Origin of the sequence: Rhizobium ruizarguesonis, from assembly GCF_012349115.1 — a bacterium.
Lineage (GTDB): Bacteria > Pseudomonadota > Alphaproteobacteria > Rhizobiales > Rhizobiaceae > Rhizobium > Rhizobium ruizarguesonis.
Genome location: NZ_PQIG01000111.1, coordinates 21,224 through 35,696, shown reverse-complemented (window position 1 = coordinate 35,696; position 14,473 = coordinate 21,224). Strand labels below are relative to the sequence as shown.

At 61.6% G+C, this 14,473-nt stretch carries 14 protein-coding genes; 4 read left to right on the top strand and 10 right to left on the bottom strand.

Annotation, left to right across the window (positions count from 1 at the left end; translation table 11 throughout):
- Positions 1-31: 31 nt before the first annotated feature.
- The gene (locus tag C3Y91_RS29885) at positions 32-808 is read left to right on the top strand and encodes a dioxygenase family protein (RefSeq protein ID WP_130775509.1); all 777 of its coding nucleotides are present in this window, start codon (positions 32-34) and stop codon (positions 806-808) included.
- A 104-nt stretch (positions 809-912) separates the two neighbouring features.
- Here the strand turns inward: C3Y91_RS29885 and C3Y91_RS29880 are convergent, their stop codons facing one another.
- From C3Y91_RS29880 to C3Y91_RS29870, 3 genes are all read right to left on the bottom strand, one after another.
- Entirely contained in the window at positions 913-1,689 is a 777-nt protein-coding gene (locus C3Y91_RS29880; protein ID WP_018074402.1) for a molybdopterin-binding protein, read from the bottom strand.
- A complete protein-coding gene (locus tag C3Y91_RS29875; protein WP_130760833.1) occupies positions 1,686-2,528 on the bottom strand; it encodes a cytochrome b/b6 domain-containing protein in 843 nt (280 codons plus the stop codon). Before C3Y91_RS29875 ends, C3Y91_RS29880 begins: the two co-directional genes overlap by 4 nt.
- Positions 2,529-2,613: 85 nt before the next feature.
- The gene (locus C3Y91_RS29870) at positions 2,614-2,883 is read right to left on the bottom strand and encodes a pentapeptide MXKDX repeat protein (RefSeq protein WP_130760834.1); all 270 of its coding nucleotides are present in this window, start codon (positions 2,881-2,883) and stop codon (positions 2,614-2,616) included.
- A gap of 238 nt (positions 2,884-3,121) precedes the next feature.
- Between C3Y91_RS29870 and C3Y91_RS29865 the strand changes: the two genes are divergently transcribed.
- The 3 genes from C3Y91_RS29865 to C3Y91_RS29855 all read left to right on the top strand — a co-directional run bounded on the left by C3Y91_RS29865 (position 3,122) and on the right by C3Y91_RS29855 (position 4,776).
- Positions 3,122-3,670, top strand: coding sequence for a sigma-70 family RNA polymerase sigma factor (locus tag C3Y91_RS29865; protein ID WP_075224000.1), 549 nt, complete (start codon positions 3,122-3,124; stop codon positions 3,668-3,670).
- A complete protein-coding gene (locus C3Y91_RS29860; protein WP_024322440.1) occupies positions 3,667-4,311 on the top strand; it encodes an NrsF family protein in 645 nt (214 codons plus the stop codon). The genes C3Y91_RS29865 and C3Y91_RS29860 overlap by 4 nt, the downstream gene beginning before the upstream one ends.
- Before the next feature lie 183 nt (positions 4,312-4,494).
- Positions 4,495-4,776 (top strand): nodulation protein, encoded by a 282-nt coding sequence (locus C3Y91_RS29855; RefSeq protein ID WP_130655809.1) that lies wholly within the window; start codon positions 4,495-4,497, stop codon positions 4,774-4,776.
- Between the two features lie 66 nt (positions 4,777-4,842).
- On the opposite strand, the gene C3Y91_RS29850 is transcribed toward C3Y91_RS29855, so the two are convergent.
- The 7 genes from C3Y91_RS29850 to C3Y91_RS29820 all read right to left on the bottom strand — a co-directional run bounded on the left by C3Y91_RS29850 (position 4,843) and on the right by C3Y91_RS29820 (position 14,215).
- The gene (locus tag C3Y91_RS29850) at positions 4,843-6,336 is read right to left on the bottom strand and encodes a right-handed parallel beta-helix repeat-containing protein (protein ID WP_164567481.1); all 1,494 of its coding nucleotides are present in this window, start codon (positions 6,334-6,336) and stop codon (positions 4,843-4,845) included.
- Positions 6,337-6,792: 456 nt separating this feature from the next.
- Positions 6,793-8,280 (bottom strand): right-handed parallel beta-helix repeat-containing protein, encoded by a 1,488-nt coding sequence (locus tag C3Y91_RS29845; protein WP_168576137.1) that lies wholly within the window; start codon positions 8,278-8,280, stop codon positions 6,793-6,795.
- Between the two features lie 528 nt (positions 8,281-8,808).
- A complete protein-coding gene (locus C3Y91_RS29840; RefSeq protein ID WP_168576136.1) occupies positions 8,809-9,780 on the bottom strand; it encodes a DMT family transporter in 972 nt (323 codons plus the stop codon).
- 137 nt (positions 9,781-9,917) lie between these two features.
- Positions 9,918-11,138, bottom strand: a complete 1,221-nt coding sequence (locus C3Y91_RS29835) for an ABC transporter permease (RefSeq protein ID WP_168576135.1) — start codon at positions 11,136-11,138, stop codon at positions 9,918-9,920.
- 4 nt (positions 11,139-11,142) lie between these two features.
- The gene (locus tag C3Y91_RS29830; protein ID WP_168576134.1) at positions 11,143-12,282 is read right to left on the bottom strand and encodes an ABC transporter permease; all 1,140 of its coding nucleotides are present in this window, start codon (positions 12,280-12,282) and stop codon (positions 11,143-11,145) included.
- The gene (locus C3Y91_RS29825; RefSeq protein ID WP_024322447.1) at positions 12,279-12,983 is read right to left on the bottom strand and encodes an ABC transporter ATP-binding protein; all 705 of its coding nucleotides are present in this window, start codon (positions 12,981-12,983) and stop codon (positions 12,279-12,281) included. The genes C3Y91_RS29830 and C3Y91_RS29825 overlap by 4 nt, the downstream gene beginning before the upstream one ends.
- Positions 12,980-14,215 carry an efflux RND transporter periplasmic adaptor subunit gene (locus C3Y91_RS29820; protein ID WP_246780238.1) on the bottom strand — a complete coding sequence of 412 codons (1,236 nt, stop codon included), beginning with the start codon at positions 14,213-14,215 and terminating at the stop codon, positions 12,980-12,982. Before C3Y91_RS29820 ends, C3Y91_RS29825 begins: the two co-directional genes overlap by 4 nt.
- Positions 14,216-14,473: the final 258 nt, after the last annotated feature.

Here is a 14,473-nt window from a genome sequence, read left to right as displayed (position 1 = left end):
TTAAATCCTGCGTCTTCAGGAAAGGAAATAGATGAAAAGACGGACCCTTGTGCTTGGAGGTACGGCCATTGTCGCATCATTCGTGGCTGCGGCGGCAATCTGGCCACGGCGGCATATCACTGTTGCCGCCCGGACATTCGACTGGAGGGGAACCGATTTCGTAAACGGCGGCACAAAGTCGATCGCCTTGGAAAAGCTGCCCGAGCCGCTCTTCCGCAGCCGTCCGAACTGCGTCGTCACCGTCGCCCAGACCCTTGGCCCCTGTCATGTCAACAATGTCCCGACCCGTCAGGACGTTTCGGAAGGAAAGGCCGGGCTGCCTTTGCGGTTGGCCATTAGGATCGTCCATGCCGCCGATTGCCGGCCGATCGAAAATGCCGATATCGAAATCTGGCATACCGATCAACGCGGCATCTATTCCGGCCGCGAGGCTGCGGAGATGTGTACCTTCGGCGATGTCGAGGCGATCAGCGGTCTTGCCTTCCGCGGCCGCCAGCTGACGGATGCCAAGGGGCAGGCAAGCTTCCTGACGGCCTATCCCGGATGGTACAAGGGCCGCACGCCGCATGTTCATTGCCGCATCCTTGTCGACGGCAAGGAGCTTCTCGTCAGCCAGATCTATTTCGACGATGCGCTGAGCGACATCATCTATGGCGAGCATCCTGATTATCTCGGGCGCCCTGCCCGCGATACGCGCAACGACGAAGACGGTATCATTCCAGAGGATGCGGCCGATCACATGTTCGATTTCGAAAAGCTCGATGGCGGCGTGCTGTCCGCCACCATCACGATCGGTCTCTCTGCCTGAGAGGGAGCAGCGGGATTTTCGCACCCTCGACCACGACGACCTCCGGCCGTGGAATCCGGCACGAGGAAAAGGTCAAGTTCGGCATGTCGGTCGGAGAACACTGCCTATATGCCCGCATACCATTCATAACCGCGATCCTCCCAGAAGCCGCCATTGCCGCCGTAAAGCTGGCTGAGATCGGCGACGGCTTCGATGCCGGTCAGGTACTTTGCCTGCTTGTAGCCGAGCTGGCGTTCGACTCGGAGCCGGAGCGGCGCACCATGGGCGACTTCGAGATCGCGGCCGTTCATGGTATGGGCAAGGATCGTCTGGGGGTGGAACGCATCGATCAGATCAATGCTCTCATAATACCAGCCGCTGCCGTCGAGCGTCTTTTCGTATTCGTCGGCGCAGTGGAAAACAATGTAGCGGGCTTCGGGTTTCAGACCGGCCGCTTGCAGCAGCGCTCCGAGCGGCACGCCAGTCCATTTGCCGATCGCGCTCCAGCCTTCGACGCAGTCATGTCTGGTGATCTGCGTGCGGGCCGGCAGGGCTTTCAGATCCGCCAGCGACAGCTGCATCGGCCTGTCGACCAACCCGCCGACCTCGAGCTTCCAGCTTGAAAACCGCTGGTTCATCCAGTCGATATAGCGGGCATTATCCGGCATGCTCGTGCCGTTGGCCCGGAAGGTCGGCGAGATATCGGCTTCCGTGAATTCGCGGGCGAGCGCGTCGTCGCCGAGCAAGAAGCGTTGCGTCTTCATGCTGAAGCCTTCGGCGATCTTAAGCACCGATTTCGTTCGATCGTTTTCGACGAGGGCATCGCAGCCGGCGAGCCCCAGCGCCGATGCCGTCATCGTCGCGCCGATCAGGAAGCGACGTCTGGTGATGATGCGGCTCATGACTTTCCTCCCTGCCCGATGTCGTAATAACCGGTGACCATCGAGCGCAGGTTGTTGAACACGCCCGAAACCAGCACCATCGCCACATGCACGGCGACGAAGGCGACGAGCGAGAAGGCGGTCAGGAAATGCAGTGTGCGGGCCGATTGCCGGCCGCCGAACAGATCGAGCAGCCAGGGGGCGACCGCGTCGAAGCCCGGCGACATGGTAAGCCCTGTCCCGATCATCAGCGGCAGCAGCACGAAGATCACGGCGACATAGGCGAGTTTCTGCAGCGTATTATAGTGGCGGGCCTCAGGCCCTTTGGGAAAGCGCAGCCGGGCATGATTGACGATCTCATGGCCGAGATGCGAAGGCTTCAGCTCTTCGGCCGCCGGCAGCAGATCGCGGCGGAAATGCCGGCTGACAAAACCATAAGCGAGATAGATGAAGCCGTTGATGACGAACAGCCAGGCAAAGAAGAAATGCCAGCGCCGGCCCGATGCCAGATCCTGATAGCTCGGCAAGGTCAGCCAGTTTGGAAAACCGCGCACCGCAGCCTCGCCGTCGACATTCGAAACCCCGAGAACGCCCGTCGTGTCGAAGCTCAATCCGCCCAAGTGCGTGACACCCTTCAGCACATCGCCTTCCTGTTCCGCCTCCATGGAGATGAAGGACGGATCGTCGTCAGCGCCATACTGGCCCCAATAGAGCGCCGGATGGGCGTTGAATATCTGCAGGCCGCTATACAGCAGCACCGTCATGCACAGCACATTCACCCAGTGCGACAGGCGCACCAGCAGGTCATGGCGGTAGAAGAGCATGCGTCCGCTCGCCATGCCGGCATCGGTCGTGGCCATTGTAGTTCCTCCGGATCGACATGAAAGGTCTTCGCGAGAAAGGACGCGGCCGCCGATGATAAAGTTTCAGCGGCCGCGGCTAAACTTACTTCATCGCGTCGCAGGCCTTCATCATCGTGTCTTTCTTCATCGTGTCCTTCTCCATGCCGGCATTGTGCATGCAATCGGCCTTGGTGCTGCCGGTCGCCATTGCGTCCTTCGACATTACATCCTTGGACATCGCGTCCTTCGACATCGCGTCGGTCTTCATGCTGTCTTTCTTCATGGCATCGCTGCTCTGGGCGCTGGCGGCGCCGGCAAGCGACAGGCCGATGACGAAGGTGCAGGCGGCAAGGCTGGAAAGGATCTTGGTCATGAGGGTCTCCTCGGATCGATTGACATGTCCGCCGGCACCCGCCGACGGCTCACAGTCCTGAATTCGAACCCCTTGCGAAGACGGTTACAGCCTCACGCTTATGTGATAGCGCTACAGCGTCCTTTGCGCGACTTTTCGAGACGCGCAAAGGACGCTGTACACTTTGAATTGCCACCGGAAGATTTTTGAACCCGCCTGTAACCAAAGCTTCATCCACCCGAATGATATTGCAGACGACATGACGAGCACCCATTCGGAACAAGCACTGAAGATGCTGATGCTTCTTTCCCTCGACGGGGACGAGGCTGCCTATCGGCGTCTGCTCGTGACGTTGCGAACCCTGCTCGTCGGTTATTACGGCGGGCGGATCGGCGCGACGGCGAAATCCGACACGGAAGATCTCGTGCAGGAGACGTTGCTGGCGCTGCATTCGCGCCGGGCGACCTATGACAGGGAGCGGCCGTTCACCGCGTGGTTCTTCTCGATTGCCCGCTACAAGCTGATCGACCACCACCGAAAGCATGGCGGCCGGTACAGGGCGGAAATGGAGCTGGACGAGGAGATCGAAGACGACTTCAGGGAGGATGCGATTGCAGCGCGCATGGATGTCGAACGGCTGTTGAACGGCCTGCCGCAGCACCAGCAGGAGTTGATCCGGCAGGTCAAGCTCGAGGGGCAGTCGGTGGCCGATACGGCAAGCCGCACCGGACAGTCGGAATCGGCGGTCAAGGTCGGCGTTCACAGGGGCATCAAGGCGCTGGCGGCAAGATTGCGAGGTGGAATGTGAGAGAGACTGAGGACGTGATCGACAGCCTTGTCCGGGATCTGAAGCCGGTGCCGAGACATGCGCTCGAACGCCGCTTCGCGCTCGCCATCCTGCCTGCTCTGGCAGTCTCGCTGCTGCTGATGCTTATCGTCGTCGGCCTTCGCACCGATATGGCGCAGGCGCTGATGCTGCCGGTCTTCTGGATCAAGTCCGCCTACAATGCCCTGCTCGCAATCGCCGCCTTCGCAGCCGTTTACCGGCTGTCCCGGCCGGATGGCTCGGAAGGCCGCTTTTTCGGAATTGCCGCGGCCATCATACTCGCCCTCGCCGTCATGGCGGTCATCCAGCTCGCTTTGTCGCCGGCCGCAAGCTATCCCGTGCTGGTGCTCGGCTCCTCCGCCCTGCATTGCCCGCTGCTGATCTTTGCCTTTGCCATGCCGATCCTGATCGCAAATACCTGGGTTCTCCGTGGCGGCGCCCCGAGCAACCTCGGCATCACAGGCTTCATCGCCGGCATTGCCGCCGGCGCATCCGGCGCCTGGGTCTATTCCTGGTTTTGCACGGAAAACGGCCTGCCCTTCGTCACCCTCTGGTATTCGCTCGGCATCCTCTTGACCGGTGCAATCGGCGCGCTGCTCGGGCCCCGCCTCCTGCGCTGGTAGCACCGGCTGTCGGATTGCAGTGCCAATTGTCCCGCAATGCCGAGCTCGGTCGAAGACGCGCAGCACTGCGACGCAAATCCTTCATCCGGTATGAAACCAGATGCAGGATTCCTGCGTACTACTCAGGGGTTGGGTCTTGCGTACCCCCTGAATGGGAAAACACAGGCAGCGAGGAATGACGGCATGGTCAGGAAAGAAGGCGTAGCCCATATCACCCGGCAAGCCGCGGAACAGGGGCTGGCGAGGCTGATGATGAGGCTGCCTGCGACGCGGGCAACGATCAGAACAGCCGCGGCGAGCCAGCCCCATTTTTACGAAATATGCGGCGCCTACGGCGAAGCCTGCGCCGTCCTCGATCGCATGCGCCGGGATAGATCGGCCGATTCCGCAATCATCACCGAATACGAGATCATCTGCGCGGAAATCGAAGTCGACGTCATCAGGATCCTGCTCGGCGATCAATGAGACTTCGCAAATGTTGGGCGGGCTGCCGCCGCGATGATGCAACGCCAATTGCTGCCGGCATCCCTATCAGCTCAGCAAGTCATTCACATGGATGGAGACGCTCAAAGTATCCGTGTCGAAATGCAGCGAAGTCCCATCGGAGATCTTGTAGTGGAAGGTGTCGCTCACATCTCCGCTGAGCCCGGCGAGCTTCGCCGCATCGGCCGTATAGGTGTAATCGCCATCACTATCGACATGGATGGTGCCGTATTGGCCGGTCAGCGTCAGGCCGTTCTTGCCAACGATCTCGCCGTCGAAGCGGCGAAGCAGCAGGGTGCCATTGGCAGAGCTGTCGTTTTCGAGGAGATTGCCATAATGGGCGGCGTCCAGGTCGGACGAGATTTTCAGGCTGTCATGGGTTGCGACAAGCGCAGGCGCCGTGTCCGTGTGCGTCACATCGCCGACCGCGTGACTATCGCTGCTCGCAAGCATCGTCGCCTGGGCCTCGTCGAGCGTCGTGTTGTTGCTGACGGGAAAGGTGTTCGCGGCGATGATGGTGGGAGATATGCTGTAGGGCGTGACATCGCTGGCGATGACATTGTCGTGGAAGGAGCCCGATGCCGGCCTGTCGACCTTCAGCGCCGCTGAGGACAGGTCATCGAAAACGTTGCCGTAGATATTGATATCTTCGCGAACGTAACTGGTCGTCCCGGCGGCACTGATCACCACGCCCCATACGCCATCATGGATGTAATTGCCCGATATATCGTAGTCCCGCGTATCGCCCTGGTCGCCGAGACCGACGGCATAGGACCAGCTGTAGCCGCCATAGCCTGAAATATCGTTGTCGTGAATAGCGACGTTGGTGCCGGCTTGCGCGCCGATCCCGAAGCCGCCACCGACAATCGCGTTGTCCTCGACCAGGGCATTTACGGGCCGAACGAGCGCGATGACGCCCTTCGGCGTAGCTGCGCCCGTCTGGTCGAGGTAGTTGCCGCTGATCAGGATATTGCTGCTGTCGTTCATCTGGACGGCATCTGCCGCAGTGCCGTGGGCGTTGGTGACGGTGTTGTTGAGAAAATTGACGCCGTTGACTTTTTCGATCCAGACGCCGTCGCCGTTCACGTCGTTGATCGTGCTGTTTTCGATGGTGATGTTCGAGCCGGTCCGGAAGGTGATCGAACCGGCCTTGCCTGCCAAGCCGGTATGATCGACCTCGACATTGCGCACGGTCCAGTTCGAAACATAGCCGCCATAGATGGCCGCGCCGCCGGTATCCGATATCTTGATATTCTCGATGACGATGTTCGATGCATAAAGGCTGTGAATACCGTCGCCGGGGCTATGGATGACTGGCGCATCGCCGACACCGTAGCTGCCGATGGTGATCGGGGCACTCACTGTGCCGGAATATTTCAGGTCGAGCTGGTCGTTGAATACGCTTCCGGCGGCGAGCAGCACGCTGTCGCCCGGCTGCAGCTTCAAGTTTTCCACCGCCCAGAACGACGAAAACGGCGTGGCCTCGCTCGTTCCGCTGTTGCCATTGGAGCCTGTCGCCGGATTCACATAATAGATTGTCATATCGCCTTGTTCTCGAATTGCCGCGCAGCCGTCTGAATCGGCTGCGACGCGTGGATCGGATGCGGTCGGGGCTAAAGGCCATGGCCTTCGATATTGCCTTCACGACGGTCGGCAGACCCTGTGGGCCTGCCTTGGTCCCGAGAACGCCTGGCGGAGGCGATATACTGGAGATGACAACTTATACGAAAACAATCTACTAAATAACGACCAAAAGGTGAATGAATGGTAATCGTCCGCCTCGGCGACGTATGGTCGCAGGAGGTGAGACGTCCTGTTTCAGGTCAGTCGCAAGCCGGAAAGGTTGAGGCCGTATTGCAGCCCCTTACCCTCACCCGGCGGCAGCCGGATGAGGAACTCTGCGGAGCCATGTGGTGGCGAGAGCAACGCTTCCCCGGGGAGCCACGCCTCCCCGGACGGAACGCCTCCCGGCGTAGCGCCGCTCCCGGCACCCTCACCTCAGCTTAGCAAGCCATCCAAATGGATGAAGACGGTCAGCGTATCCCCATCGCTATGATGCGAGCTTCCATCATTGATCCCGTAGCTGAAGGACTCGCTCACATGTCCGCTATGGTCAGGGAGCTTCGTTTCATCGAGCGTGTAGGCATAGTTGCCTTCTCTGTCCACGTGGATGTCGCCGTATTCCCCGGTCAGCGTCAGGCCGTGCTTGCCGACAGTTTCATCCCCGAAGCGCCGAAGCACCAGGGTGTCATTGTCCGAGCTGTCGTTTTCGAGGAGATTGCCATGATGGGCAGCGCCCGTATCAGTCAGGATCTTCAAATTGTCATGGACAGCGACAACCGCCGGATCCACGGCCGCCTCCGTCGCTGCGGCAGTCTTGGCAACCGGGCTCGCGAGCGCCGTCTCGACATTGGCAACCGTATGGTTGTTGCTGACGGAGAAGGTGTGGGCGTCGACGATATCAGGCGATATGCTGGTGGCCTTGACGCCGCTCTCGATGGTGTTGTTGGAAAAGGAGCCGGATGCCAGCCTGTCCACCTTCAACGCTGCCTGTGAGAGGTCGTCGAAGACATTGTCGTGGACCTTGATATTCGTGCGGTCATAGCTCGGGCTGCCGGCAGCGGAGATGACCACGCCCCAGGCGCCGTCATGGATGTGGTTGCCCGCGATATCGTAGTCTCTCGTATCGCCCGTGTCGCCGAGACCGACGGCAAAGGACCAGCTGTAGCCGTGAAAACCCGATATGTCGTTGTCGCGGATGGCAACATTCTTGCCGGCCTGCGCGCTGATGCCAAAGCTGCCGCCGGTGAGCGTATTATCCTCGACCACGGCATTCACCGGCCTGACGAGCGCGATGACGCCCTTCGGACTATCGGCATGTGTCTGGTCGAGATGATTGCCGCGGATCAGAATGTTGCTGCTGTCGTTCATCTGCACGGCATCGGCCGTCGCGCCATGGGCGTTGGTGACGGTATTGTTGAGAAGCTTGATGCCGGTGACCTTTTCGATCCAGAAGCCGTCGCCTCTGACGTCCGATATCTTGCTGTCTTCGATCGTGACGTTCTTGCTGCTCCGGAAGGTGACGGCGCCTGCGTTTTCGGACAATCCCGTCTTGGCGATCTCGACGTCGCGGACCGTCCAGTTCGTGACACTGCCGCCATAGATGCCCGCACCTGCTGTATTCGTTATCTTCAGGTTCTCGATGACGATGTTCGAGGCATAGAGACTGTGGATGCCGTCGCCGCTGCTGTGGATGACGGGCGCAGCCCCCGTCCCGTAACTGCCGATCTTGATCGGCGCACTCTCGCTGCCGGAATATTTGATATCGAACTGCTCGTTGAACACGCTCCCCTTGGCAAGAAGCACGCTGTCGCCGGGTTTCAGTTTTAAGGATTCCACTTTGGACAAAGTCGCAAAAGCCGAGTTCTGGCCCGTTCCACCGTTGCGGTCGGAGCCAGTCGCTGAGTTCACATAGTAGACTGTCATATCGCCATGTTGCCCTGTTCGTCGGATCGCTAATGTCGCCGCCGGGATCGCCCAGAATCGGCCGATCGGATGCGGCGGAGGGCAACCGGCCACGGCAAGAAGGCGATAAGATGTTGTCAATGGGGCAGCGGGCGGGTTCGCGCGCCTCATTCCACAGGCAATTGCCTGGTGTGACGAAAGTTACAACTTGGGCCGAGAAATCGGCGACTTCGAGGTGAATAAATCGCAGCGTGTTTGCGCGAGGTGCACGTCGCCTTCGGTCTGTACGCCATATGATTCTTGCCTTCGCTTGCGCTCAAGACGTGAGGAGCGCCAGCGACGAACGCCTTGAGCGTAAGCGAAAGGCGCACTCCAAGGTGAAACCCTAGCCCCCTCGCCCTCAAAGCCGAGGTCAGCGGCAACCATGTCGCAGCGATGGGGAGACCTCAGGCCCTACAGCGCCGCGCGTCTTTTCAGACGCGCAAAGGACGCTGTAGCACTTTGAATTGCTGCATAATTTTATCCTTAAATCGATTCCGATTTAAGGAATTATGCAGTAGCCGCTTCGGCCTTGATCTTCGGCTTCAGCAGGATGATGAGAAGCAAGCCGGCGATGATGAGTGCCGCGCCTTCGAGGTGATAGCGTTGCAACTGCTCGCCGAGGATCAGATAGGCGAGCACGGCGATGAAGATGGTCTGAATGTAAAGGAGGACGCCGGCCCGAGCCGCTCCCAGTGCCTCGATGCTACGATTGAAGAGATAGTACATGACCGCCCCGCCAGGGATCGCAACATAGGCGAGCGCGATGAGCCCGCTGCCGTTGAGCGTCGAGCGCTCGTCTGAGAATAGCTCGAACAGGTAGAAGGGCAGCGCCGTCAGCACCGCCGCGCCGAGCAGCAGCACCAGGAGCGCAAGGCGATTCATATCGAATTTCGCGCGGCGGAGCAGGACGGTATAGAGGCTGAAACAGAACGCGCCAGCGACGATCCACAGTTCACCCGGGTTGAAGTCGAGCCGCATCAGCGCGGCCGGACTGCCCTTGATGATGATGACCACGATCCCGAGAAAGGCCAAGATCGATCCGATCACCTGCCAGCGTCCCATCGGCTCGGCTAGCATCAAACGGGCAAGGATCATGGTGATGATCGGGATCAGGGCGATGATGATGCCGGCAGTGGTGGCATCGGCATGTTCGAGACCGACGAAAATCATGCCTTGGCAGATCGCCAGTCCCACACCGCCAATCGCAAGCAGTTCGAGGGCGCGAGCCCGCACCAGCGCGACCATGTCGCCGAAATGCCAGCGCACGATCGGCATCAGGATCGCGAAGGCGATCAGAACGCGCCAGAAGCAGAGCGCCCAGGGCGGCATCTCCGAAGAAACCCATTTCGCTGCTATATAGACGCCTGCCGACAGCAGCCAGCAGAGAACACCCACGGAATAGGCGGCGGCAAGCGAATTGCCTGGCGCCTGCTCCGTCCCGACCGTGTCGCGATGGACCGCCAAGACATTCATTGCCATGGCTCAGTTATGCCACAGTTTCCGTGGGCTGCACAGATGAGGCGGCGGCGCTCCGCCTGTAGCGGATGTCCCTTCGGGCCGATCAGGACGGTCGCCGCGATGATGTGACCCGTCCGGAAGGTTTAGACAGCCAGCCTCTACCCCCTCGCCCGCAAAGCCGAGGTCAGCGGCAACCGTGTCGCCGCCAGCGCTGGCAACGCTCCGCCGATGATGCCGATGGCAAGCCCCAGCAGCCCGGCGGTGAGCGCGACGTCGGTGGTGACGTCGAGTTGGAAGGCCATCTTGGTGTTGTTGGTGCCCATCGTGCTGGCCTGCCAGCCGTTGAAGGCGAGCCGGGAGGCGAGGATGCCGAGGGCGGCGCCTGATATCGAGAGAGCCACGGCCTCGACCCAGGTCGCAGCAAATGCCGGCAGGCGGCCGAACCCAAGCAGGCGCAGCGTTGAGATTTCGACGGTGCGGTCGGAGACCGAGCTCATCATAGTATTCAAAGCGCCAGCGGTGGCGCCGACCGCCATCAGCAGCGCCAGCGGCCAGCCGAACAGGCGGATGAGGCTCGCGGTGCGCTCAGATTGCGCGGCATAAAGATCGGCCTCGGAGACGGCGGTGAGCGGCGTACCGGGAAATGCGGAAAGATGCTCCTGCAGCACCGGCAATCCGCCTGCCCCCGCAAGCCGCACGCGCAGGCTCTGCACCTGTCCCTGCCGGTCGAAGGCCGATTGCACCGCCTCCAGATCCGCCCAGATCTCGGATTCGAAGGCGCTGCCGCCGGAGGTGAAATGCCCGACGACCGTCCAGTCGACCGCGCCGAGTCGCACCTTGTCGCCGACGGCGAAGCCGGAGAATTCATCGGCGATGCGTGCGCCGACGACGATTTCGCGCGCGCCCGGCGAAAACAGCCGCCCTTGGGAGAGCACCGCACGGTCGCGTAAAGCAGAGCCGGCCAGATCCATGCCTCGCAGCGACAGCGTCTGCTCTGCGCCGTCGCGGGCCCTCACGACATCGACGGGAACGACGATCTCGCGCGACAGCGCCAATCCGCCGGCGGGCGCCAGCCCGCCCGCGGCATTCCGCGCCACGCCGATCCCGCCGGTTGCGGCGGTCAGGCTGCGGATCGCTTCGGCCGGCACATCCGAGCCGGTCTCCTGGTTGGTGCCGCCGCCGAGAATGACGGCGATGCCGGTCGAACCCGCGCCTTGAAGGGCTGCCTCAAAGCCCCTGGCCATGGCGAGAAAACCCGCAAGCACCGCCACCACGAGCGCCACCGAGAGTACCATCGACAGCGAGATCCACACCCGCCGCGGCAGGCTGCCGAGATTGACTCTGATCATGAGAAAGATCTGCTTGAGTGCTGATGACATTGGACTATCTCGATCTGAAGGCGTTGACGATGGGCAGGCGCATGGCATTGGCGGCAGGCAGCAATCCAGTCAGGAGGCCGAGACCGGCGATGATGGCGACGGATTTCAGCAGCACGGGCGAGGTGAAGGCGAGGCCGAATTCCGGCCCGGCAAACAGCGTCGCGAGCTTGGCGAGAACGAGCCCGTCCGCCCCGCCGACGGCGAAGACGAACAGTGTCTCGCCGAGGATCAACGCAATGATCCGCCCCCTGGAAAAGCCGAACACCCTCATGACGCCGATCTCGAAGCTTCGCTCCCTCACGGCAAAGAGCATGGTGTTGACCACGATCATCAGGATCGTCACGAAGGCGGCGCCGACGACGAGGCTGACGATCAGGCCGATATCGGCGAACTGCCGCAAGAAAGCCTCGAGGAACTGCTTTTCCGATTGAGTGCGGGTCGGTGCCGCCGAATTGGCAAACAGCGCGTCGATCCTTGCCGCCAGCACGCCGGATGAAACGCCCGGTCGCAGGCGCACCACGAAGCCATCGACCGTATCCTTTCCGCGGGCGCGCGCCTCATTGATGGCATCATAGCGGGCGATCATGAAATAGGTGTCGGTGCTGGCATCGGCACCTTCGAAGATGCCTGCGATCTCGAAGCTCCAATCGCGGCTGCCGCCTTCCCTCGTCACCTGGCTGGTGACGCCGATCCGCTGGCCGACCGACCACCCCTGTGCCTCGGCGAGCGCCCGCCCGACCAACACCCGGTCGCGGCTCTCTTCCAGTGCAGCGATCAGCTGCGGCGTCAGCCCGAGCTCGTCGCCATTGGCCGCGGCGATCAATCGTGGATCGACCGCGCTCGTCATCACGACATTCTTCTCGACATCGACGAAGCCCCGCATGCGCGTCATATAGGCGACGGCGGCAACATCGCTATCGGCGGCAATCCGGTTGAGATAGGCAAGCGGCAGCGGCTGCGCCCGCCCCGATCTGTTGAAGACGCCGAGCAGCGTATCGCTCGCCCCGGCCGCCCCTTGCGAGCCGCTGAGGAAGCTCGCCGTCAGCCCATAGATCAGGAAGGCGACGCCGACCGAGAACATCAGAAGCGTGGCCCTGAGCGGCTTGCGCCAGGCATTGCGGCGCATCAGCTGGAAGAAGGTCATTGGGCCAACCTTTCCTGCTCGACGAATTCGCCCTTGTTGAGATGCAGCGTGCGCCGGGCAAAGGAAGCCGCCTCGGGATCATGCGTCACCATAATGATGGTCTTCCGCAGTTCTTGATTAAGAAAGCCGAGCATCTCCATGATATCGTTTGCAGACTTCCGGTCGAGATCGCCGGTCGGTTCGTCGCAGAGCAAGAGATCCGGATCGCTGACGATGGCGCGCGCAATGCCGACACGCTGCTGCTGCCCGCCGGACATGCTGGATGGAAACTGCCGCTGCCGCCCCGAGAGCCCGACCAGGTCCATCACCGTCTCGACGCGCGCCCGCCGCTCCTTCCGCTTGAGCGGCTTCAATAGCAGCGGCAGCTCGATATTCTCGCCCGCATTCAGCATCGGCAGCAGATTGTAGAACTGGAAGATAATGCCCATGCTGTGTGCCCGCCAGGCGGCTCTGGCGCCTTCGCCCATCTGCTCGAGATGGCTGCGGCCGATCCTGATCTCCCCTCCGTCGGGGCTATCGATGCCGCCGAGCATGTTGAGCAGTGTAGATTTCCCCGAGCCCGACGGGCCCATGACGGCTACGAAATCGCCGCGGGCTATGGAAAGGTCGAGTCCGGAAAAGATCGGGATCGTCTCCGCGCCAATCTTGAATGCCTTCCTGACGCCGCGAAGCGCGATATAGGGTTCTTGAGTGTCGGTCATCGCTCTGCTCGTTGCTGATGGTCTCTGGTATCCCCGGCCTGCGGCCGAAAGGTCGTAGGTCCGCCCGTCTGTGCGCCGGTGCCCGGGGGATGAGAGGCTGTGGGAACAGAGGTTGCGGCCTCACCCACCACAAGGCGGATGCGCGCGGCCATGGCGGGGCGCATGTCTGGCGGCGGCGAGGAGAGTGACAGGCGAAGCGTCACCGTCCCCTTCTCGCGCGAAATCATCGGAGCGATCTTCGATACTTCCACCGCAAAGGGCCGGTCGGGAAAGCCGTCGAGCACCGCCTCGCCACGCAACCCTGGCCGCATCAACGCGATATTCGCCTCGGCCACATCGGCATCGATGACCATGTTCGCCATGTCGGCAATCGCAAGCAGGCTTTCATTCTCCCGGACGCTGTCCTCGCGCGACAGCACGGTGTCGCCGACATGCGCGGTAAGCCGCGTTACTGTGCCTGATATCGGCGCCCGGACGGTCAGCGCCTCCACCTGCTCGCGCGCCCTGTCGATATCGAGATCCGCCTTGGCTACATCCTGCCGTGCCTGCAGGGCAGCATTTTCGGCAGTGTCGAACGCGGTCTTCGCCTCCTCCAGCACCTGCGCCGACATCGCATCGCGCCCGGCCAGCCGCTCGATCCGCGTGAGCGAAGACCGCGCCTGCGAGAGATCAATACTCTTTGCCGCCAGCGCCAGCTCCGCCGACCGCCCGGCAATCTCGGCGCCCTCAAGCGCAAAGCGCGCACCGGCATCATCGAGCCGCACCAGAACCTGCCCCACCGACACCCGGTCGCCGGCCTCAACGTCAACAGTGACGATCCGCCCCTCATATTTGGAGAAGACGGTGGCGATGTCGGCGACGACGACATAACCGGAGCCAGTCACCTCACGGGGCGACAAGGCCCGTGCCGATGGCGTATTAGCAGGCAAAACCCGTGTCGGCTCGATGGCGGCGCCGCTCTCGGCCGGCACCTCCGCTCCACCAACGGATAGCACCGTCCCATCCTTGCCCGCGAAACCTGCCAGCACCGTCTCAATGCGCTGAAGCCTATCGGGTCGATAAAGAAACACTGCCGCTAGCGATGCCATTGCCGCAAGGGCAAGCATTGCTACAGGGATCACGCGCCGCCGGGCCTGACGGTTCGGCGGTTCTGTCTTGAAGGCCGCGGGCTCGATCGAAAGCGATTTCAGCTTGGCGACAAGGTTACGGTCATGTTCGGTTGTCGTGTTCATGCCGCAAGCATCGCCGATCCGGCCGGAACTGCGACCTCGAACACGTTCCAGACAGTCCTCGATCGCGATTGTGTACGTGGTAACGGCAATTGTCGGCGGCTGAGGCTTGCTCCCTTCTTCTCCGGGAGTCCGTGGGACGGGTCGAGCCTCCCTGTCGGTGGAGGGTCGGATGAGCGGGCCACACGGCACGCCCTTTATTGCCCTCGCTTACGCTCCGAGCATTCGCAGTTCCACTGCTCACCTCTTCATTCGCCTGCC